Here is a 21,031-nt window from a genome sequence, read left to right as displayed (position 1 = left end):
GCCACGACCGGCGGTCGGAGACCGCCGCAGCGGGACGAAGCCCGGGAGGCGCCCCGGCGCCGAGCGGCGCGAGCCACGCGTCGAGAAGGAGGGGCTGGCGGCGCGCGGGGCGGCGCTGCGGCCGGTGGAGCGGGTGGCGCGACGGGCGCAGGTCGCCGCGTACAACGCGTACGTCGAGGAACGGGAACGGGAACGCGGGTTCTAGGCGGGTCAGGGGCCCCGGCCACGACCGGCGGTCGGAGACCGCCGCAGCGGGACGAAGCCCGGGAGGCGCCCCGGCGCCGAGCGGCGCGAGCCACGCGTCGAGAAGGAGGGGCAAGGGCGTGCGTGCAGGGCGCCTCCCCGCAGGCGGGACTTTCGACACACGCCCTGGGGGCCGGCCCCCGGGGGATCGTCCGGGGGCCGGGGCCGAGGGTGGCGAGGGGCGTCAGTTGTTGACGGCGCCGTTGCCGAAGGCCGGGTTCAGCAGGCCGATCACGTTGACCGTGTTGCCGGAGACGTTCACGGGGACGTGGACCGGGACCTGCACCAGGTTGCCGGAGGCGACGCCCGGCGAGTGGAGGGCCTGGCCCTGCGCGTCCGCGTTCGCGGAGGCGACACCGGCACCGGCGGCGACGATGCCACCGGCGACCATGGTGAGGGCAGCGGCCTTCTTGAGCTTGTTCACGAGAGGTTCCTCCTGGTCGTCGCCGCGGCCGGTCCGCCGCGGCACGCCATGAAGAACGCCGCCACCCCCGCCAGGTTGCGCCATGTGGGGGACATACGCCCGACTGTATGAAGAGGGGAACAGTCGTACCCCGGCTTACGACGTCAGCCCGTGCCGTACGGCCCAGAGCGCGGCCTGGGTCCGGTCGGCGAGGTCCAGCTTCATCAGGATGTTCGAGACATGCGTCTTGACCGTCTTCTCGGAGAGGACGAGCGCCCGGGCGATCTCCCGGTTGGACCGCCCGTCCGCGATCAGGCCGAGCACCTCCCGCTCCCGCTCGGTCAGCGTCGAGCCGCGCCCCGAGCCCCCGCCCGGACCGCCGCCCTGCTCCTCCTGGCTGAGCAGCGCCTCCGCGACCTCGGGCTGGAGCAGCACGTGCCCCGCGTGGACGGAGCGGATCGCGCCCGCGAGCGCGTCGGGGTCGATGTCCTTGTAGACGTATCCGCTCGCGCCGGCGCGCAGCGCGGGCACCACCGTGCGCTGCTCGGTGAAGCTGGTGACGATCAGGACCCGCGCCGGGTTCGCCAGCTCGCGCAGCTTCCGCAGCGCCTCGATGCCGTCGGTGCCGGGCATCTTCACGTCCATGAGGACGACGTCCGGGCGCAGCTCCTCGGCGCGGGCGACGCCCTCGGCGCCGTCGGCGGCCTCCCCCACGACCTCTATGTCCTCCTGGACCTCCAGGAAGGTGCGCAGGCCGCGGCGGACGACCTGGTGGTCGTCGACCAGGAGCACGCGGATGACCTTGTCAGCCACCGGGGACCTCCATCTCGATCGTGGTGCCCCGGCCCGGGGCGGATGTGACGGTGAGGGTGCCGCCGACGCCGGCGGCGCGGTCGCGCATCGAGACCAGGCCGAGGTGGCGTCCGGCGCTGCGGACGGTGGCGGGGTCGAAGCCCTGGCCGTCGTCGGTGACGGTGAGCCTGACTCCCCGGCCGCCGCGGGTGAGGGTGACGGTGACCCGTCCGGCGCCGGAGTGGCGCAGTGCGTTGTGCAGGGCCTCCTGGGAGACCCGGAGCAGTGCCTCCTCCTGGGCGGCCGGCAGGGCGCGGACGCCGGTGCTGTCGAAGGTGACGCGGGCGGTGTGGGCGCGGTCGAGGACCTGGACCTGGGTGCGCAGGGTGTGGACGAGGCCGTCCTCGTCGAGCGCGGCGGGCCGCAGTTCGACCACCGCGGCGCGCAGCTCGTCGGCGGCCTCGGCCGCCAGCGTGGCGACCTGCTGGAGCTCGCCCTTGGCGCGGGCGGGGTCGCGGTCGACGAGCGCGGCGGCGGCCTGGGCGGTGAGGCGGAGGGAGAACAGCTTCTGGCTGACGGCGTCGTGCAGCTCGTGGGCGAGCCGGGAGCGCTCCTCGGCGATGGTGAGCTCGCGGCTGCGCTCGTACAGGCGCGCGTTGGTGAGGGCGATGGCGGCGTGCTGGGCGAGGAGCGTGAGCAGCTCCTCGTCCTCGGCGGTGAAGCCGCAGGAGCCCTCCGGCTTGGGGCAGCGCTTGTTGGCGAGGAACAGCGCGGCGAGGGTCTCGTCACCGTCACGGACCGGCAGGCCGAGGAAGTCGGACATCTCGGGGTGGGCCTCGGGCCAGCCCTCGAAGCGGGGGTCCCTGCGGACGTCGGCGAGGCGCTCGGGCTCGGCCTTGTGGAGCATGGCGGCGAGGATGCCGTGCTGGCGGGGCAGCGGGCCGATGGCGTGCCACTGCGCGTCGCTGACGCCGTCGACGACGAACTGGGCGAAGCCGCCGTGGTCGTCGGGGACGCCGAGCGCCGCGTACTCGGCGTCGAGGAGCTCGCGCGCGGAGGCGACGATCGTCTTGAGGACGTCGCGGACCTCCATCTGGCGGTTCATCGCCAGCAGGGCGCTGCTCACGGCGGCGAGGCCGGAACTCGAACGGTGGCTCATGTCCTTCACCGTACCGGCGGGGTGTGACAGTCCGTATCCGTCCGGGGACGGCGGCGGAGTGGGCCCCGGGGACTAGGTCGAAGGGCCCGCGCGTACGTGCGGGCCCGCGGGCGCGGTGGATGTGGATACGGCCCGGGGACGCCGTGCGGCGGGCACGGCGGCCCGGCGACGCGGCCCCTGGAGCGGCGGGCCCCTGGGACTCCGGGACGACTGCGCACGGCCCCCTCTCCTCCCTCCGGACGAGAGGCCTCACTCTGTGCATTGCTCGTGCAACACCCGGTGAGTTCGTTACGTGGCCGATGTGAGCCCGCGCATAGGACCCAGATCACTTACGAATGTCCCTAGTGGAGGGATAAGGGCGAGATGAGGGCCGCCAGGACTGGCCGCAAACCGGTCCGGAAGGGGCGGCGCGGGGGGCCTGATCCACTACCCGGGATCGTAGGTCACACCTTTGCCAGCGGATTTTGCGGCCGCTAAGAATTGCGTCCGTCGCCGCCGAGCATGGCGCAGCGCCGCCCCGGCCTGAGCGACCCCCAGCGATTCGAAGAGGTAGTCCTGCATGTCTGCGAACACCCCTGGCAACAGTCGTGGTCTGAAGAAGACCCACAAGGCCGCGATCGCCGGCGTCGCCGCTCTGAGCGCTGCCACGCTCGGTTTCTCCCTCGTCCAGGGCAACGGTGGCTCCGGCCAGACCGAGCCCCAGGCCCTGGCGAACACCCAGCAGGTCGCGTGGTCCTACGACGCGAACAGCCCGCAGGCCAAGGCGCTCGCCGCCAGCCTTGACCAGCAGTCCTCCGCCTTCACCCTCAAGGCGAAGCAGGAGGCCGACGCCAAGGCCAAGGTCGCCGCCCAGGCCGCCGCCAAGGCCAAGGCCGACGCCGCCGCCAAGGCCAAGGCCGCTGCCGCCGCCAAGGCGAAGGCCGAGGCGAAGAAGCGTGCCGCCGCCAAGGCCGCCGCGAGCCGTTCCGTCGCCCGCAAGCCGGTCTTCGCGAACAACCTCGACGGCTGGATCCGCGAGGCGCTGTTCATCATGGACAAGCACAACATCCCGGGTACCTACCACGGCATCTACAAGAACGTGATGCGCGAGTCCAGCGGCAACCCGTACGCGATCAACAACTGGGACATCAACGCCATCAACGGCGTGCCGTCCAAGGGTCTGCTGCAGGTCATCTACCCGACCTTCAAGGCGTACCACATCCCCGGCACCAAGTTCGACCAGTACGACCCGGTCGCCAACATCGTCGCCGCCTGCAACTACGCGGCCGACCGCTACGGCACCATCGACAACGTCAACAGCGCGTACTGAGCCGGTACGGACACGTACGCACACGCCGAAGGGCGGCACCCCGCACGGGGTGCCGCCCTCGGGCGTCGTACGGAAGCGGAACCGGCCCGCGCCTACTTGCGCATGACCTCCGGCTCGTGGCGGCGCAGCAGTCGCGCGACCAGGATGCCGAGCACCGCGGTCATGAACAGCAGCACGCCGACGTTGAAGCCCCACTGGCCGGCGCTGTGCTCCCACAGCGGGTCCAGGTCGGTCGGGTTCTTCGGGTCCCACGGCGCCATCAGGTGCGAGAGGTCGAGCGTTGTGCCCGCGCCCGCGATGGCCCAGCGGGACGGCATCAGCCAGGCGAACTGCTCCAGGCCGGGCGAGCCGTACACCTTGAAGAGGATGCCGGTGAACACCACCTGGACGATGGCGAACATGACGAGCAGCGGCATCGTCTTCTCGGCGGTCTTCACCAGCGCGGAGATGACCAGGCCCACCATCATCGAGGTGAGGCCGAGCGCGATGACCACCAGGCAGAGCTCGACGGCCGGCGGCATGATCAGGCCCTCGGCGGGCAGGTCGCGGATGGCGAAGCCGATGGCGCAGAGGATCACGCCCTGGAAGGCCGTGACGACGCCGAGGACGATCACCTTGGACATCAGGTACGCCGAGCGGGACAGGCCGGTGGCGCGCTCCCGCTCGTAGATGACCCGTTCCTTGATCAGTTCTCGGACGGAGTTCGCGGCGCCGGAGAAGCACATGCCGACCGCGAGGATCAGCATGATGATGCCGGCGTCGCCGTTGAAGCGGGACGGCGGCTTGGGCGGCGCCAGGCCGAAGTCGGCGGGGATGACCACGGACACCGAGCCGATGACGGCCGGCAGGATCACCATGAGGGCGAGGAAGCCCTTGTCGGAGACGATCACCGAGACGTAGCGGCGGATCAGGGTCCACAGCTGCGAGCCCCAGCCCTGCGGCTTGGGCGGCTTGGTCATCGCCTGCTGCGCCTGCTGCGGCATCTGCACCGGCTGGGCGGCGACGGCGTCGATCTCGGCCGCGTACATCTGGTAGTGCTGCGAGCCCTTCCAGCGGCCCGCCCAGTCGTAGTCGCGGTAGTTCTCGAACGCGGAGAAGACATCGGCCCAGGTGGAGTAGCCGAAGAAGTTCAGCGCCTCGTCCGGCGGGCCGAAGTAGGCCACCGAGCCGCCGGGCGCCATCACGAGCAGCTTGTCGCACAGCGCCAGCTCGGCCACCGAGTGGGTGACCACGAGGACCGTGCGGCCGTCGTCGGCGAGGCCGCGGAGCAGCTGCATGACGTCGCGGTCCATGCCCGGGTCGAGGCCGGAGGTCGGCTCGTCCAGGAAGATCAGCGAGGGCTTGGTCAGCAGTTCCAGGGCGACGGAGACGCGCTTGCGCTGGCCGCCGGAGAGGGAGGTGATCTTCTTCTCGCGGTGGATGTCGAGCTTGAGCTCGCGCAGCACCTCGTCGATCCGGGCCTCGCGCTCGGCCGTGGCGGTGTCGCCGGGGAAGCGGAGCTTGGCCGCGTAGCGCAGTGCCTTCTGGACGGTCAGCTCCTTGTGCAGGATGTCGTCCTGCGGGACCAGACCGATGCGCTGGCGCAGCTCGGCGAACTGCTTGTAGAGGCTGCGGTTGTCGTAGAGGACGTCACCCTGGTCGGCGGGCCGATAGCCGGTGAGCGCCTTGAGGAGCGTCGACTTGCCGGAGCCGGAGGGGCCGATGACGCCGATGAGCGACTTCTCGGGGACGCCGAAGGTGACGTCCTTGAGGATCTGCTTGCCGCCGTCGACGGTCACCGTGAGGTGGCGGGCCGAGAAGGAGACCTCGCCGGTGTCGACGAACTCCTCGAGCTGGTTGCCGACGATCCGGAACGTCGAGTGGCCGACGCCGACGATGTCGTTGGGGCCGAGGAGGACGGTGCCGCCCTTGGGGATCGGCTGACCGTTGACGTACGTGCCGTTGTGCGAGCCGAGGTCGCGGATCTCCATGCGGCCGTCGGGCGTCGCGTGGAACGTGGCGTGCTGGCGCGAGACCTGGAGGTCGGAGACGACCAGCTCGTTCTCCAGCGCACGACCGATGCGCATGATGCGGCCGAGGTCCAGCTGGTGGAACGTGGTGGGGCTGCGGTCACCGCCGTGGACCGGGGCACCCTGCTGGTACGGGACCTGCTGCGGCGGTGCCTGGTGCGGGACCTGCTGCTGCGGCGGGGCCTGGTGCGGCGGCTGTCCCCCCGCCCAGCCCTGCTGCGGCGCCGGCTGCTGCTGCGGCGGGGCCTGGTGGCCGGCCGCCTGGTGGGCGGGCTGCTGCGCCTGCGGCGCCTGCTGGTGCGGCACTTGCTGCGCCGGCGCTCCGGCGGCGGCCAGGTTGAGCCGCGGCCCGTCGGTGGCGTTGCCGAGGTGGACGGCCGAGCCCGGGCCGATCTCCACCTGGTGGATCCGCTGGCCCTGTACGAACGTGCCGTTGGTGGAGCCATGGTCCTCGATGACCCAACTCCGGCCGCCCCAGCTGATGGTGGCGTGTCGCCACGAGACCCTGGCGTCGTCGATCACCAGGTCGCCCTGGGGATCGCGGCCGAGGGTGTACGACCTGGACGGATCGAGGGTCCAGGTCCTTCCATTCAATTCCAGTACGAGTTCTGGCACTCCATGCCCCACTACTTGTCCCCCGATGCACCCCCGTCTCGGGAGCCCAGGGATGGTGAACATCCGGGGGAACTATTTCAGGCCCCGGCCCGTATCCGAAAGTCGGGCCGCGTGAAGAGCTTGCGCACGAGCGCGAGATCACCTACGCGCGGCCTCCGGGAGGGTGCGCCGAGGGACCTCCGTACGACGCGGGTACCTCGGTCCGTACGACGCGGGTACCCCGGTCCGTACGGGACGGGTACGGCGCGCGTACGGAGCGGGTACGGCGTGAGTACGGAGCGCAGCCGGGTGGCGAACCTGCGGCCACCCGGGTGTCCGGCAGGCGGGACGGGGGGTCGAGTGGCACCGGGTGCCCGATACGGTGGAGACACCATGAGCGCTTCGCAGACTCCAGACGTTCCCGCCTCGGCCGTGCCCGCCTCGGACGCGCCGACCCTCCTCGTCAAGATCTTCGGGAAGGACCGTCCCGGGATCACCGCCGGACTCTTCGACACCCTCGCCGCCTACTCCGTCGACGTCGTGGACATCGAACAGGTCGTGTCCCGTGGCCGGCTCGTGCTGTGCGCGCTGGTCACCGAGCCGACCGTGGCCTCCCAGGGCGAGCTGCGGGCGACCGTGCACAGCTGGGCCGAGTCCATGAAGCTGGAGGCCGAGATCATCTCGGGCACCGGTGACAACCGGCCGCGCGGCGAGGGCCGCTCGCACGTCACCGTGCTCGGGCACCCGCTGACCGCCGAGCAGACGGCGGCCATAGCGGCCAGGATCGCGGAGACCGGCGGCAACATCGACCGGATCTTCCGCCTCGCCAAGTACCCGGTGACGGCCGTGGAGTTCGCCGTCTCCGGCTGCGGGACCGAGCCGCTGCGCACCGCGCTCGCGACCGAGGCGCACTCGATCGGCGTGGACGTGGCCGTGGTCTCCGCCGGGCTGCACCGCCGGGCCCAGCGGCTCGTCGTGATGGACGTCGACTCGACGCTGATCCAGGACGAGGTCATCGAGCTGTTCGCGGCGCACGCGGGCTGCGAGGACAAGGTCGCCGAGGTGACGGCGGCGGCGATGCGCGGCGAGCTGGACTTCGAGCAGTCGCTGCACGCCCGGGTCGAGCTGCTCGCCGGGCTCGACGTGTCCGTGGTGGACAAGGTGCGGGCCGAGGTGCGGTTGACGCCGGGCGCGCGCACCCTGATCCGTACGCTCAAGCGGCTCGGCTACCAGGTGGGTGTGGTCTCCGGTGGCTTCACGCAGGTCACGGACGATCTGAAGGAGCGGCTCGGCCTCGACTTCGCGCAGGCCAACACGTTGGAGATCGTGGACGGGAAGCTGACCGGCCGGGTCACCGGGGAGATCGTCGACCGGGCGGGCAAGGCGCGGCTGCTGCGCCGCTTCGCCGCGGAGGCCAGGGTGCCGCTGGCCCAGACGGTGGCGATCGGCGACGGCGCGAACGACCTGGACATGCTCAACGCGGCCGGTCTGGGCGTGGCGTTCAACGCGAAGCCGGTGGTGCGGCGGGCCGCGGACACCGCGGTGAACGTGCCGTTCCTGGACACGGTGCTCTATCTGCTCGGCATCACCCGCGAGGAGGTCGAGGCGGCGGACGGCGGCGAGGAGGACCTCCCGCACTGATCGCCGGTACGCGAAGGGGCCCGGGCGTCGCTGGACGGCCGGGCCCCTTCGCGTACGTCGGGCGTTCGGGGCGCTCAGTCGTGCGGGGTCCAGAACTCGACCAGGGTGCCGGACATGCCGTGCTCGACCGTCTTCCAGGAGCCGTCGAAGCTGACGACGGCGAAGGCGGCGGTCGGGAAGCCGGTGCGGTTCATCCGGGCGAGCGCGTCGCCCTCCGACGCGCCGGAGAGCGCGTCGGCGAGCGCGTGCATCCCCGGGTTGTGGCCGATGAGCAGCAGGTTGTCGACGCTGTCGGGGGTCTCGTTGACCACGGCGAGGAGCTCGCCGAGGGAGGCCTCGTACAGCCGCTCCTCGTACACGGTCTTCGGGCGCTCGGGGAGCTCGTGCACGGCGAGCTTCCAGGTCTCCCGGGTGCGGGCGGCGGTCGAGCAGAGGGCCAGGTCGAAGGCGATGCCGGTGTCGGCGAGCCGGCGGCCCGCGACGGGGGCGTCGGTGCGGCCGCGCTCGGCGAGCGGGCGCTCGTGATCGGAGGTCTGGGGCCAGTCCGCCTTGGCGTGTCGGAGCAGCACGATCCTGCGGGGTGTGTCGACGCTCATGCTGGACAGCTTCGCACGAAACGGGCCGGGTCGACTCAGAGAGAGAGCGTTTGCTGGAGCTGCTCCAGGATGTGCCCGACACCGGGATCTCGGCCGACCGCCTGGGCCTCCCCCGGTCCCGCTATCAGCAGGAGGAGCGCGACGAACGCGGCCACCGGCAGGGCGAGCGCCCACCAGGGCAGCCTGGTGTCGACCCCGGCCTGCCGGGGCCGGGCACCGTCGGTGGGGATTCGCGCCGTCATGGCCGCCTCCGTGGGGTGGGATCCTCGCGATTTCCGCGCTGACTCCAACGTACGGAGCGGACCGGCTCCGGCCCATCAGGTGATCCACCCACTTGACCCTGACACCTGCCCCCTAGGGGATGGGGGGTTGTCCCCACCCCGGGGCTGCCGGCCGGGCTGTGAGCCGGGCGGTCAGGGGGAGGCGAAGGTGGCGATGACTCCGATGACCACCGTGATCGCGAGCATGGCGCCGAGAATGACGAGGAACGTCTTCTGGCCGTTCTTGGGGTGCGGATCGAGTACGGGCATGCGCTCAGTCTCGCATCTCAGCATGCGTCCTCGACGGTCCGGTCCCGGCCCGCCGCGCGAGGACGTGGGCCGGGAGCCGAGCGGGCGGCGACAGAGGCGGCCGGCTGCCCCTTCTTGTGCCCGCGGAACCCTCAGGAGCCCTGGGCCGCCGGTTCGTGGGTGATCCAGGCCGAGCTGACCTCTTTCCAGCAGCGGGCGGTGACCTGGGCGTAGTCGGCGGGGCCGACCTCGGCGGCGGCGCTGTCGCTGTCGAGGTCCCACCAGCGCGCGCACTCCACGTGGAGGCGGACCCGGTCGGTGCGGGGGTAGGGGTTCTGGCAGTGGGCGGTGACGACGGAGCCCTGGACGAGGGTCCGGCACGAGGCCCCCACGTCCTCGTCTCCACCGGTGTCCTCGGGGTCTTCCGCTCGGACACCGCTGCCGGCACCGCTGCTGGTACCGGTGGCCGCGGTGGCGTCCGCGGCGGGGGCGGGAGCGGCGCGGACCTCGGCGGCGACGGCGAGGCCGGCGAGTCCCGCGAGGAGTGCGGCGGCCGAGACGAGTGCGGGAGCCCTGGAGTGCGGCGTGCTCATGTCCGTACCTCCTCCCCAGTGAGTAGCCGGAATGTCACGCCCTGAACATCACGCTCTGACCCAGTCTGGGGTGCCTCGCCGGACTTTTCGACTCGGGGCCCGAGTTGCGGAAACGCCGAGGGCCCGGCACCCGCCACCAGGGCGGGCACCGGGCCCTCGTCCGTACACCGGGTACGTCGTACGTACGCCGGGTACGTGAGATCTACGTCAGCCGGAGGCCGCCGTCACGCGCCGATCGCGTGCAGACCGCCGTCCACGTGGACGATCTCGCCGGTGGTCTTCGGGAACCAGTCGGAGAGCAGCGCCACGACACCGCGGCCGGCCGGCTCCGGGTCGGCCAGGTCCCACGGCAGCGGGGAGCGGCTGTCCCAGACGCTCGCCAGCTCGGCGAAGCCCGGGATGGACTTGGCGGCCATGGAACCGATCGGACCGGCCGAGATCAGGTTGCAGCGGATGTTCTGCTTGCCCAGGTCACGCGCCATGTAGCGGCTGGTGGCCTCCAGGGCGGCCTTGGCCGGGCCCATCCAGTCGTACTGCGGCCAGGCGAACTGCGCGTCGAAGGTGAGGCCGACGACGGAGCCGCCCTCGCTCATCAGCGGCAGCAGCGCCATCGTCAGGGACTTCAGGGAGAAGGCCGAGACGTGCATGGCGGTGGCGACCGACTCGAACGGCGTGTTCAGGAAGTTGCCGCCGAGCGCGTCCTGCGGCGCGAAGCCGATGGAGTGGACGATGCCGTCGATGCGGTCGCCCAGGTGCTCGCGGACCTGGCCCTCAAGGCGCGCGAGGTGCTCGTCGTTCGAGACGTCGAGCTCAAGGACCTTGACCTCGTCGGGCCGGGGCAGCTTCTTGGCGATGCGCTCGGTCAGCGTCGGCCGCGGCCAGGCGGTGAGAATGATCTCCGCGCCCTGCTCCTGGGCCAGCTTCGCGGTGTGGAAGGCGATGGAGGACTCCATCAGCACACCCGTGATCAGGATGCGCTTGCCCTCGAGAATTCCGCTCATGTGATCAGTGACCCATGCCCAATCCGCCGTCAACCGGGATGACGGCTCCAGTGATGTACGAGGCGTCGTCCGAGGCGAGGAACTTCACCGTGGCGGCGATCTCCTCGGGCTGCGCGTAGCGGCCCAGCGGCACCTGGGACACGATGCCCGCGCGCTGCTCGTCGGTGAGCACCTTGGTCATGTCGGTGTCGACGAAACCGGGCGAGACGACGTTGAAGGTGATGTTGCGCGAGCCCAGCTCCCGGGCCAGGGAACGCGCGAAACCGACCAGGCCGGCCTTGGAGGCGGCGTAGTTCGCCTGACCCGCCGAGCCGAGCAGGCCGACGACGGAGGAGATCAGGACCACGCGGCCCTTCTTGGCGCGCAGCATGCCGCGGTTGGCGCGCTTCACGACCCGGAAGGTGCCGGTGAGGTTGGTGTCGAGGACGGACGTGAAGTCCTCCTCGGACATGCGCATGAGGAGCTGGTCCTTGGTCATGCCGGCGTTGGCCACGAGGACCTCCACCGGACCGTGCTTCTCCTCGATCTCCTTGTAGGCCTGCTCCACCTGCTCGGCATCGGTGATGTCGCACTTGACGGCGAGGAAGCCCTGCTTCTCGAGCTCCGCCGGGTCGCCCGAGCGGTACGTGATCGCGACCTGGTCGCCGGCCTCGGCGAACGCGCGGGCGATGGCGAGGCCGATGCCCCGGTTGCCTCCGGTGACGAGAACCGAGCGGCTCAACGGATCACCCTTTCGATAGCGGTCTGGTATGCCGAAAACCTATCGGTACCGCCCCCGACATGAGCAATCGACCTCCGACAGTGGCGTACGGGCGTCACTGTCGGGTCCCTACAGCTCGCCTCCGTCGCGGTGCGGAGTACGTCAACGGCCCGTGCGGGCGGCCGCACCGTGATTGACTTCCGGCACAGATCCACTTCGCCCCATCACTGACCGTCGAGAGCGAGGCCGCACGTGGTCCATGACATCGACCCTTCGTTCACCCAGCTTCCGTTGCGGGCGCTGGCCGACGCCGCGCTGGCGCGGGCCCGGGCGCTCGGCGCCGAGCACGCCGACTTCCGCCTGGAGCGGGTGCGCAGCGCGGCGTGGCGCCTGAAGGACGCCAAGCCCTCCGGCTCGTCGGACACCACGGACCTCGGGTACGCGGTGCGGGTGGTGCACGGCGGCGCGTGGGGGTTCGCGTCCGGCGTGGACCTGACCATGGACGGGGCCGCGCGGGTCGCCTCGCAGGCCGTGGCCATGGCCAAGCTGTCCGCGAAGGTGATCGCGGCGGCGGGCTCGGACGAGCGCGTGGAGCTGGCGGACGAGCCGGTGCACGCCGACAAGGTGTGGGTCTCCTCGTACGAGATCGACCCCTTCAGCGTCTCCGCCGAGGAGAAAAGCGGGCTGCTCGCCGACTGGAGCGCGCGGCTGCTGCGCGCCGACGGGGTGGCGCACGTGGACGCCTCGCTGATCACGATCTTCGAGAACAAGTTCTACGCGGACACCGCGGGCACCGTCACCACCCAGCAGCGGGTCCGGATGCACCCCGAGTTGACGGCGGTCGCGGTGGACTCGACGACCGGTGAGTTCGACTCGATGCGGACGCTCGCGCCGCCGGTCGGCCGGGGCTGGGAGTACCTGACCGGCACCGGCTGGGACTGGGACAAGGAGCTGGACGAGATTCCGGCGCTGCTCGCCGAGAAGATGCGGGCGCCGAGTGTCGAGGCCGGGCACTACGACCTGGTGGTCGACCCGTCCAACCTGTGGCTGACCATCCACGAGTCGATCGGCCACGCCACCGAGCTGGACCGCGCGCTCGGTTACGAGGCGGCGTACGCGGGCACCTCCTTCGCGACCTTCGACCAGCTGGGCAAGCTGGCGTACGGCTCCTCGGTCATGAACGTGACGGGTGACCGTACGGCCGAGCACGGTCTCGCGACCATCGGCTACGACGACGAGGGCGTCGAGGGGCAGAGCTGGGACCTGGTCAAGGACGGCACGCTCGTCGGCTACCAGCTGGACCGCCGGATCGCGAAGCTCACCGGCCTCGGGCGCTCCAACGGCTGCGCCTTCGCCGACTCCCCCGGCCATGTGCCGGTGCAGCGGATGGCGAACGTGTCGCTCCAGCCGGACCCGGGCGGGCTCTCTACGGAGGACCTGATCGGCGGCGTGGAGCGCGGCATCTACGTGGTCGGCGACCGCTCCTGGTCGATCGACATGCAGCGCTACAACTTCCAGTTCACCGGTCAGCGCTTCTTCCGCATCGAGAACGGACGGCTCGCGGGCCAGCTGCGGGACGTCGCGTACCAGGCGACGACCACCGACTTCTGGGGCTCGATGGAGCAGGTCGGCGGCCCGCAGACGTACGTCCTCGGTGGCGCGTTCAACTGCGGCAAGGCCCAGCCGGGCCAGGTCGCCGCGGTGTCGCACGGCTGCCCGTCCGCCCTCTTCCGGGGCGTCAACATTCTGAACACGACGCAGGAGGCCGGTCGATGAGCCGCGTCAGCAAGCCGTACGAGATCGTCGAGCGGGCCCTGGAGCTGTCCCGCGCGGACGGGTGTGTCGTCATCGCCGACGAGGAGTCCTCGGCGAACCTGCGCTGGGCCGGCAACGCGCTCACCACCAACGGCGTCACCCGGGGCCGTACCCTCACCGTGATCGCCACCGTGGACGGCGCCCAGGGCGCCGCCTCCGGCGTGGTGTCCCGGTCGGCGGTGACCGTGGACGACCTGGAGCCGCTGGTACGGGCCGCCGAGGAGGCGGCGCGGGCGGCCGGTCCGGCCGAGGACGCGCAGCCGCTGGTCGAGGGCGGGCCCGTGTCCGCCGGCTTCACCGAGGACCCGGCCGAGACCGGTTCCGCGGTCTTCGACGCCTTCGCCCCGGCGCTCGGCGAGGCCTTCGCCCGCGCCCGGACGGGCGGCCGCGAGCTGTACGGCTTCGCCAACCACGAGCTGACCTCCACCTACCTGGGCACCTCGACCGGGCTCCGGCTGCGGCACGACCAGCCGAACGGCACGCTGGAGATCAACGCCAAGTCCCCGGACCGCACCCGCTCCGCGTGGGCCGGGCGCTCGACCCGGGACTTCAAGGACGTCGACCCGGCCGCGCTCGACGCCGAGCTCGCCACCCGGCTCGGCTGGGCGGAGCGCAGGATCGACCTGCCGGCCGGGCGCTACGAGACGCTGCTGCCGCCGACCGCCGTGGCGGACCTGCTGATCTATCAGCTGTGGTCCTCGGCGGCGCGGGACGCGGCGGAGGGCCGCACGGTCTTCTCCAAGCCGGGCGGCGGCACCCGGGTGGGCGAGACCCTGTCGCCGCTGCCGCTGACCCTGCGCAGCGACCCGCACGCGCCGGGCCTGGAGTCCGCGCCGTTCGTGATCTCCCACAGCTCGGGCGACGACTCGTCGGTCTTCGACAACGGTCTGCCGGTCGACCCGGTCGACTGGGTACGGGACGGCAAGCTGGCCCACCTGGTCACCACCCGGCACACCGCGGGGCTCACCGGGCTGCCGATGGCGCCGGCCGCCGGGAACCTGATCCTGGACGGCGGCGGCGAGAAGTCCCTGGAGGAGATGGTCGCCGCGACCGAGCGCGGGCTGCTGCTCACCTGCCTCTGGTACATCCGCGAGGTCGACCCGGCGACGCTGCTGCTCACCGGCCTCACCCGGGACGGCGTCTACCTGGTGGAGAACGGCCAGGTGGTCGGCGAGGTGAACAACTTCCGGTTCAACGAGTCGCCGGTCGACCTGCTGTCCCGGGCCACTGAGGCCGGCCGCACCGAGCAGACGCTGCCGCGCGAGTGGAGCGACTGGTTCACCCGGGCCGCGATGCCCGCCCTGCGGGTGCCGGACTTCAACATGAGCTCGGTCAGCAAGGGCGTCTGACCGGTCCGGGCCCGGCCCTGACCCGCCGGGCAGGCCCTAGACTGGCCGGGAAACATTCATGACCACCACGAGGAGACGGACGACGTGACCGACATCGTCGACGAGCTGAAGTGGCGCGGGCTCTTCGCCCAGTCCACCGACGAAGACGCCCTGCGCAAGGCGCTCGCGGACGGTCCCGTCACGTTCTATTGCGGCTTCGACCCGACCGCGGCCAGTCTCCACGTCGGCCACCTGGTCCAGGTGCTCACCGTCCGCCGGCTCCAGCAGGCCGGGCACCGGCCGCTGGCGCTGGTCGGCGGGGCCACCGGCCAGATCGGCGACCCGCGGCCGACCGCGGAGCGCACCCTGAACGACCCGGAGACGGTCGCGAACTGGGTGAACCGGCTGCGGGCGCAGATCGAGCCGTTCCTGTCCTTCGAGGGCGAGAACGCCGCGGTCATGGTGAACAACCTGGACTGGACCGCCGGGATGTCGGCGATCGAGTTCCTGCGGGACATCGGCAAGCACTTCCGGGTCAACAAGATGCTGACCAAGGACTCCGTGGCCCGCCGCCTGGAGTCCGAGCAGGGCATCAGCTACACCGAGTTCAGCTACCAGCTGCTCCAGGGCATGGACTTCCTGGAGCTGTACCGGCGCCACGGCTGCACGCTGCAGCAGGGCGGCTCCGACCAGTGGGGCAACCTGGTGGCCGGGCTCGACCTGATCCACAAGCTGGAGCCGGAGGCGCAGGTCCACGCGCTCGCGACGCCGCTGATGGTGAAGGCCGACGGCACCAAGTTCGGCAAGACCGAGGGCGGTGCGGTGTGGCTGGACGCCGAGATGACCACGCCGTACGCGTTCTACCAGTTCTGGCTCAACGTCGACGACCGTGACATCTCCACGTACATGCGGATCCTCTCCTTCAAGTCCCGCGAGGAGCTGGAGGAGATGGAGAAGCAGACGGCGGAGCGGCCGCAGGCGCGCGCCGCGCAGCGCGCCCTCGCCGAGGAGCTCACCACCCTGGTGCACGGTGCCGACCAGTGCCGGGCCGTGATCGACGCGTCGAAGGCGCTGTTCGGCCAGGGCGAGCTCGGTGAGCTCGACGAGGCCACGCTCGCCGCGGCCCTCTCCGAGCTGCCGCACGCGCGCGTGACGGAGCTCGGCCAGGTCGTGGACCTGTTCGCCGAGGTCGGTCTGGTGGCCAGCAAGTCGGCCGCCCGTCGCACGGTGAAGGAGGGCGGCGCCTACGTGAACAACGTGAAGGTGACCGCCGAGGACGCCGTCGTGACGGCGGACGAGCTGCTGCACGGCCGCTGGCTGGTGCTGCGCCGGGGCAAGAAGAACCTGGCGGCGATCGAGGTCGGCGCCCCGGCCTGACCGGCGGATCATGGACCGTCCGAGGCCCCGCCCCGCCGGGGGCTCGGGGTCCGGGCGGCCCGCCCCGCCCGGCGGGCGCCGCCCGGGGCCCTGACCCGGGCCCGGACCCGCCCCGATACACGTACATACGCCGGAGGCCCAGTACGCGCGTTCTCGCGCCGTACCGGGCCTCCGGTCGTCCGGGCCCCTGCCGCCCAGGGATTCAGACCCGCCGTCTGTCGCCCTTGACCGAGACCCACAGCATGTCCCCGACGCCCACGACGGCGATCGCGCCGATGAGCTGGAGGAGATGGCGGGTCCAGTCGATGCCCCTGGTCTCCTCGACCCCGATCCAGCCCGCGACCGCGTTGCCGAGCACGCTGCCCAGAATGCCGAAGATCGTCGTCAGCCACAGCGGGATCTGCTGCTTGCCCGGCAGGATCGCCTTGGCGATCAGGCCCAGGACGAAGCCCACGATGATCGCCCACAACCAACCCATCGTTGCCTCCTCGTGCGCAGGTGAGCCCATCCTCGGCCCATCGGCCATACGGCGCATGTCGGACGGCGCCATACGTGCCCCGGCCTCCTCGGCGCGGGACGGCGGGCGTACCGTGGAAGGAGGACCGGACCGGGGAGAGTCCGGCACGGTGCCTGGGTGGTGGAATGTGATGCGGAAGCGTGGCGGGACCGAGGTCTTCCGGATCACCGGTGCCCGGCAGGGCCTCGCCGAGGACGTGCGCGGCCGGCAGCGGCGGTACGTGATCTCGATGTCGATCCGTACGGTCTCCGTGATCGCCGCCGCCTCGCTGTGGAACGTCGAGCGGTACGTGGCGATCGTGGCGCTGGTGCTCGGCGCCGTGCTCCCGTACATCGCGGTCGTGATCGCCAACGGCGGCCGGGAGAACACGCCGTCCCTCCCGTCCACCTTCGTCCCGCCCCCGGTACGGCCGGAACTCACCGCGGGGCCCGCCACGGAGCACGCCGCGAGGCCGTCCGCGCAGCCCTCCCCGGGGCCCTCCGACCGCGGCGAAGCGGAGGCCGGGGCGGAATCACGGGGCGACGACGCGTACCACCGGAGTGATCACCCAGGGTGAGCGGGAAGCTCAGGAAAAGCTCAGATCAATCATGAAGTTCCGGTGCACCGCACCCCATCCCCCGTGACATACTGCCTACGCGCTCCGCATCCCCCGTCGGAGCGACGGACCGGTGCCGGGCAGCTCCCCCCGTGGCTGCTCGGCATCGCCCTTGCTGGACAATGATCAGGTGATCCTGGGTCCAGTGAGCGAAGACAAGCCGATCTGTTCCGCGAAGGGGTGCCGGGCCGAAGCCGTCTGGGTCCTCGCCTGGAACAACCCCAAGCTGCACACGCCGGAGCGGCGCAAGACCTGGCTCGCGTGCGAGGAGCACCGCGAGCACCTCTCCCAGTTCCTGGGGGTACGGGGCTTCCTGAAGGACGTCGTCCCGCTGAGCCAATGGGAGCCCGGCGACTCCGAGACCCCCTAGGCTCAGCCGCCGATCGCCGACATCGGGCGCTCCGGCTGGAGGAAGTCCGGGTCGTCGAGGCCCGAGCCGGCCTTCTTGCCCCACATGGCCTTCTGCCATATCTCCGCGATCACCGCGTCCGGCGCGTCCGAGCGCAGCGCGCCGCGCAGGTCGGTCTCCTCGGTGGCGAAGAGGCAGGTGCGCACCTGGCCGTCGGCGGTGAGCCGGGTCCGGTCGCAGGCCCGGCAGAAGGGCCGGGTGACGGAGGCGATGACGCCGACGGTGTGCGGGCCGCCGTCGACGACCCAGCGCTCGGCGGGGGCGGAGCCGCGCTCGTCGGCGCCCTCGGGGGTGAGGGTGAAGCGGGTGCGCAGCGACTCCAGGATGTCCCCGGCGGTGATCATGCCCTCGCGCTTCCAGCCGTGCTGGGCGTCGAGCGGCATCTGCTCGATGAAGCGGAGCTCGTACCGCTGCTCCATGGCCCAGGCGAGCAGGTCGGGGGCCTCGTCGGCGTTGAGTCCGGGCATGAGCACGGTGTTGATCTTGACGGGGTCGAGGCCGGCGTCGCGGGCGGCGGCCATGCCGTCGAGGACGTCCTGGTGGCGGTCGCGCCGGGTGAGGGTCTTGAAGACCTCGGGGCGCAGGGTGTCGAGGGAGACGTTGACCCGGTCCAGGCCGGCGGCCTTGAGGGCGGCGGCGGTGCGCCGGAGCCCGATGCCGTTGGTGGTCAGCGAGAGGCGTGGCCGGGGGGCGAGGGCGGCGCAGCGCTCGACGATGCCGACGAGGCCGGGGCGCAGCAGCGGCTCGCCGCCGGTGAAGCGGACCTCGGTGACGCCCAGGTCGGTGACGGCGATCCGGACCAGGCGGACGATCTCGTCGTCGGTGAGCAGGTCGGGCTTGGCCAGCCACTGCAGGCCCTCTTCCGGCATGCAGTAGGTGCAGCGCAGATTGCACCGGTCGGTGAGGGACACCCGCAGGTCGGTGGCGACGCGTCCATAGGTGTCGATGAGCACGGGGCCCCTCCCCTTCTTCCGGTCGGCACTCCGGTCGGCGTTCCGGTCCGCTTCGTGTTCGAGCCTACGCGACCCCTCTGACAGGGAGCACGGGCCGAATGTCACGAGGACGGCACCGGCCGCGTCGTAGAACTCTACGACGCGGCCGGTGGATCGCTGCGGAACGTATACGACGGAGTACGCCGGGGTCAGTGCTGGATCGCGGAGGCGACGCCGACGCCGGTGAGGGACTTGACCTCCAGTTCGGCGTACTTGCCCGCGTCCGGCTCCTCCTTGGAGAGGAGCGAGCCGAGCCAGCCGAGCAGGAAGCCGAGCGGGATGGAGATCAGGCCCGGGTTCTCCAGCGGGAACCAGTGGAAGTCGACGCCCTTGAACATCGAGGCCGGGCCGCCGGAGACGACCGGGGAGAAGATGACGAGGACGACGGAGGAGATCAGGCCGCCGTAGATCGACCAGAGCGCGCCCTGGGTGGTGAACCGCTTCCAGAAGAGCGAGTAGAGGATCGTCGGCAGGTTGGCCGAGGCGGCGACCGCGAAGGCGAGGGCGACCAGGCCGGCGACGTTGAGGTCGCGGGCGAGGGCGCCGAGCGCGATCGACACGATGCCGATGATGACGGTGGACCAGCGGGCGGCCTTCATCTCCTCCTTCTCGGTGGCCTTCCCGCGCTTGATCACATTGGCGTAGATGTCGTGCGCGAAGGACGAGGAGGAGGCCAGGGTCAGTCCGGCGACCACGGCGAGGATGGTGGCGAAGGCGACGGCGGAGATGACGGCGAGGAGGACCGCGCCGGTGGTGGAGCCGGCGCCGCCGCCGACCTCCATGGCGGCGAGCGGGGCCGCCGTGTTGCCGGCCTTGTTGGACGCCATGATGGTGTCGCTGCCGAGCAGGGCGGCGGCGCCGAAGCCGAGGACGATCGTCATCAGGTAGAAGGCGCCGATGATGCCGATGGCCCAGTTGACCGACTTCCGGGCGGCCTTGGCGGTCGGCACCGTGTAGAAGCGGATGAGGATGTGCGGCAGGCCGGCGGTGCCGAGGACGAGGGCGATGCCGAGGGAGAGGAAGTCGAGCTTCGAGGTGGCGGTGGCGCCGTACTTGAGGCCGGGCTCCAGGAAGGCGTCGCCCTTGCCGCTGTTGGTGGCGGCGGCGCCGAGCAGGTCGGAGAGGTTGAAGTCGAACTTCAGCAGGATGAGGAAGGTGATGAGTACGGTGCCCACGATGAGGAGCACGGCCTTCACCATCTGCACCCAGGTGGTGCCCTTCATGCCGCCGATCGTCACGTAGACGATCATCAGGACGCCGACCAGGGCGACGATCGCGATCTTGCCGCCGTCGCTGGTGATGCCGAGGAGCAGCGAGACGAGGACGCCGGCGCCGGCCATCTGGGCGAGCAGGTAGAAGATCGAGACGACGATCGTGGAGGTGCCGGCGGCGGTGCGGACGGGGCGCTGGCGCATCCGGTAGGCGAGGACGTCGCCCATGGTGAAGCGGCCGGAGTTGCGCAGCGGTTCGGCGACCAGGAGCAGGGCGACGAGCCAGGCGACGAGGAAGCCGATGGAGTAGAGGAAGCCGTCGTAGCCGTAGAGGGCGATGGCGCCGCTGATGCCGAGGAAGGACGCGGCGGACATGTAGTCGCCGGAGATCGCGAGGCCGTTCTGGAAGCCGGTGAACTGGCCTCCGCCGGCGTAGAAGTCGGCGGCGCTGCGGGTCTGCCGGCCGGCCCAGACGGTGATGACGAGGGTGGCGACGACGAAGGCCCCGAACAGGGCCATGATCAGGGGCCGGTGCTCGGTGGTCGCGTTGCCGGCGGCGAGGAGGGCGGGGCTGCCGAGGTGGCTGCCGAGGGCGGTGCTCATGCGTCGGCCTCCGTGCGGGATTCCGTGCGGGATTCCATGTGCTGCTTGATGGCCTCGGCCTGCGGGTCGAGCCGGTTGGCGGCGTGCCGCGAGTAGAGCCAGGCGATGAGGAACGTGGTCGCGAACTGGGCCAGTCCGAGGACCAGGGCCACGTTGATGTTGCCGAAGACCTTGGTGCCCATGAAGCCGCCCGCGTAGTTGGAGAGCAGCACGTACAGCAGGTACCAGGCGGTGAAGGCGATCGTCAGGGGGAAGGCGAAGGAGCGGTAGGTGCGGCGCAGTTCGCCGAACTCGGCGCTCTGCTGGACCTCGACGAACTCCTCGGTGGTGGGGCCGGCGGGTGCGGCGGTCTCCACGCTGGTTCGGGGTGGCGGCGGTGCGTCGGTGGCCACGGAATCTCCTCGGGTTCCTTGTGTGCCGCGCGATCCTGGCGATTCGGGGGACGCAGGCGCGGTGGGCAGGGTCATGGGGCCTCGCTGGGGGTGGGGAGTGGGGGATTCCGGACCGGAACCCTTCCCCTGCTCAACGGCACGGAGCGCGCGGCGAAGTGGTTCACGTGAGTGTTTTTCCGGCCGCGGATCTTCATGAAGTCTTCTCAACTCATTGATGGGCGGGGAAGATCGGCGATAGCTTCA

General features: G+C 71.2%; 21 protein-coding genes and 1 pseudogene. 8 read left to right on the top strand and 14 right to left on the bottom strand.

The genetic code is table 11. The annotated features are described in order from the left end of the window. Window positions 1–205, top strand: a pseudogene (locus tag AB0C73_RS24120) (hypothetical protein); the annotation flags it as partial. Window positions 206–427: 222 nt separating this feature from the next. Here AB0C73_RS24120 and AB0C73_RS24115 read toward each other — a convergent pair. From AB0C73_RS24115 to AB0C73_RS24105, 3 genes are all read right to left on the bottom strand, one after another. Then, entirely contained in the window at window positions 428–667 is a 240-nt protein-coding gene (locus AB0C73_RS24115; RefSeq protein ID WP_362533649.1) for a chaplin, read from the bottom strand. A 135-nt stretch (window positions 668–802) separates the two neighbouring features. Continuing rightward, complete coding sequence (locus AB0C73_RS24110; RefSeq protein ID WP_362533647.1) at window positions 803–1,459, bottom strand: response regulator transcription factor; 657 nt, start codon at window positions 1,457–1,459, stop codon at window positions 803–805. Then, on the bottom strand, window positions 1,452–2,597 hold the full coding sequence (locus AB0C73_RS24105; protein WP_362533645.1) for a GAF domain-containing sensor histidine kinase: 1,146 nt from the start codon (window positions 2,595–2,597) through the stop codon (window positions 1,452–1,454). Before AB0C73_RS24105 ends, AB0C73_RS24110 begins: the two co-directional genes overlap by 8 nt. A gap of 559 nt (window positions 2,598–3,156) precedes the next feature. Between AB0C73_RS24105 and AB0C73_RS24100 the strand changes: the two genes are divergently transcribed. Continuing rightward, window positions 3,157–3,906, top strand: coding sequence for a transglycosylase SLT domain-containing protein (locus AB0C73_RS24100; RefSeq protein WP_362533642.1), 750 nt, complete (start codon window positions 3,157–3,159; stop codon window positions 3,904–3,906). A 92-nt stretch (window positions 3,907–3,998) separates the two neighbouring features. Here the strand turns inward: AB0C73_RS24100 and AB0C73_RS24095 are convergent, their stop codons facing one another. Continuing rightward, complete coding sequence (locus AB0C73_RS24095) at window positions 3,999–6,542, bottom strand: FHA domain-containing protein (protein ID WP_362533639.1); 2,544 nt, start codon at window positions 6,540–6,542, stop codon at window positions 3,999–4,001. 360 nt (window positions 6,543–6,902) lie between these two features. Between AB0C73_RS24095 and serB the strand changes: the two genes are divergently transcribed. Beyond that, window positions 6,903–8,150: a phosphoserine phosphatase SerB gene (serB, locus tag AB0C73_RS24090; protein ID WP_362533636.1), complete on the top strand. Its 1,248-nt coding sequence runs from the start codon at window positions 6,903–6,905 to the stop codon at window positions 8,148–8,150. A 74-nt stretch (window positions 8,151–8,224) separates the two neighbouring features. Here serB and AB0C73_RS24085 read toward each other — a convergent pair whose 3' ends face one another. The 6 genes from AB0C73_RS24085 to fabG form a co-directional block, all read right to left on the bottom strand. Continuing rightward, entirely contained in the window at window positions 8,225–8,746 is a 522-nt protein-coding gene (locus AB0C73_RS24085; protein WP_362533634.1) for a histidine phosphatase family protein, read from the bottom strand. Window positions 8,747–8,781: 35 nt separating this feature from the next. After that, a complete protein-coding gene (locus AB0C73_RS24080) occupies window positions 8,782–8,988 on the bottom strand; it encodes a hypothetical protein (protein WP_362533632.1) in 207 nt (68 codons plus the stop codon). A gap of 171 nt (window positions 8,989–9,159) precedes the next feature. After that, window positions 9,160–9,276 carry an SGM_5486 family transporter-associated protein gene (locus AB0C73_RS24075; RefSeq protein ID WP_362533630.1) on the bottom strand — a complete coding sequence of 39 codons (117 nt, stop codon included), beginning with the start codon at window positions 9,274–9,276 and terminating at the stop codon, window positions 9,160–9,162. 131 nt (window positions 9,277–9,407) lie between these two features. Further along, the gene (locus tag AB0C73_RS24070; RefSeq protein ID WP_362533628.1) at window positions 9,408–9,848 is read right to left on the bottom strand and encodes a hypothetical protein; all 441 of its coding nucleotides are present in this window, start codon (window positions 9,846–9,848) and stop codon (window positions 9,408–9,410) included. Between the two features lie 224 nt (window positions 9,849–10,072). Further along, window positions 10,073–10,849, bottom strand: coding sequence for an enoyl-ACP reductase FabI (gene fabI, locus AB0C73_RS24065; RefSeq protein WP_362533626.1), 777 nt, complete (start codon window positions 10,847–10,849; stop codon window positions 10,073–10,075). A gap of 4 nt (window positions 10,850–10,853) precedes the next feature. Then, window positions 10,854–11,570, bottom strand: a complete 717-nt coding sequence (fabG, locus tag AB0C73_RS24060) for a 3-oxoacyl-[acyl-carrier-protein] reductase (RefSeq protein WP_362533622.1) — start codon at window positions 11,568–11,570, stop codon at window positions 10,854–10,856. A 231-nt stretch (window positions 11,571–11,801) separates the two neighbouring features. On the opposite strand from fabG, the gene AB0C73_RS24055 reads away from it, so the two are divergent. The 3 genes from AB0C73_RS24055 to tyrS all read left to right on the top strand — a co-directional run bounded on the left by AB0C73_RS24055 (window position 11,802) and on the right by tyrS (window position 16,069). Continuing rightward, window positions 11,802–13,325 (top strand): TldD/PmbA family protein, encoded by a 1,524-nt coding sequence (locus AB0C73_RS24055; RefSeq protein WP_362533619.1) that lies wholly within the window; start codon window positions 11,802–11,804, stop codon window positions 13,323–13,325. Beyond that, on the top strand, window positions 13,322–14,713 hold the full coding sequence (locus AB0C73_RS24050) for a metallopeptidase TldD-related protein (protein WP_362533617.1): 1,392 nt from the start codon (window positions 13,322–13,324) through the stop codon (window positions 14,711–14,713). The genes AB0C73_RS24055 and AB0C73_RS24050 overlap by 4 nt, the downstream gene beginning before the upstream one ends. A gap of 84 nt (window positions 14,714–14,797) precedes the next feature. Continuing rightward, a complete protein-coding gene (gene tyrS / locus AB0C73_RS24045; protein WP_362533614.1) occupies window positions 14,798–16,069 on the top strand; it encodes a tyrosine--tRNA ligase in 1,272 nt (423 codons plus the stop codon). A gap of 202 nt (window positions 16,070–16,271) precedes the next feature. Here tyrS and AB0C73_RS24040 read toward each other — a convergent pair whose 3' ends face one another. Further along, on the bottom strand, window positions 16,272–16,547 hold the full coding sequence (locus AB0C73_RS24040) for a GlsB/YeaQ/YmgE family stress response membrane protein (RefSeq protein WP_362533611.1): 276 nt from the start codon (window positions 16,545–16,547) through the stop codon (window positions 16,272–16,274). Window positions 16,548–16,716: 169 nt separating this feature from the next. Here AB0C73_RS24040 and AB0C73_RS24035 point away from each other — a divergent pair, with 169 nt between their 5' ends. Continuing rightward, entirely contained in the window at window positions 16,717–17,142 is a 426-nt protein-coding gene (locus tag AB0C73_RS24035) for a DUF3099 domain-containing protein (protein WP_362533608.1), read from the top strand. Between the two features lie 184 nt (window positions 17,143–17,326). Beyond that, window positions 17,327–17,551: a hypothetical protein gene (locus AB0C73_RS24030; protein WP_362533605.1), complete on the top strand. Its 225-nt coding sequence runs from the start codon at window positions 17,327–17,329 to the stop codon at window positions 17,549–17,551. A 2-nt stretch (window positions 17,552–17,553) separates the two neighbouring features. Here AB0C73_RS24030 and moaA read toward each other — a convergent pair whose 3' ends face one another. The 3 genes from moaA to AB0C73_RS24015 form a co-directional block, all read right to left on the bottom strand. Continuing rightward, entirely contained in the window at window positions 17,554–18,543 is a 990-nt protein-coding gene (gene moaA / locus AB0C73_RS24025) for a GTP 3',8-cyclase MoaA (protein WP_362533602.1), read from the bottom strand. Between the two features lie 188 nt (window positions 18,544–18,731). Further along, window positions 18,732–20,312: a cation acetate symporter gene (locus AB0C73_RS24020; protein WP_362533701.1), complete on the bottom strand. Its 1,581-nt coding sequence runs from the start codon at window positions 20,310–20,312 to the stop codon at window positions 18,732–18,734. A gap of 80 nt (window positions 20,313–20,392) precedes the next feature. Next, window positions 20,393–20,788, bottom strand: a complete 396-nt coding sequence (locus tag AB0C73_RS24015; protein ID WP_362533599.1) for a DUF485 domain-containing protein — start codon at window positions 20,786–20,788, stop codon at window positions 20,393–20,395. Window positions 20,789–21,031 lie beyond the last annotated feature (243 nt).

It is taken from the genome of Streptomyces sp. NPDC048623 (genome assembly GCF_040650755.1).
GTDB lineage: Bacteria > Actinomycetota > Actinomycetes > Streptomycetales > Streptomycetaceae > Streptomyces.
Note: the sequence above shows the minus strand (reverse complement) of the source record. Positions and strands in the feature narration are given on the sequence as shown.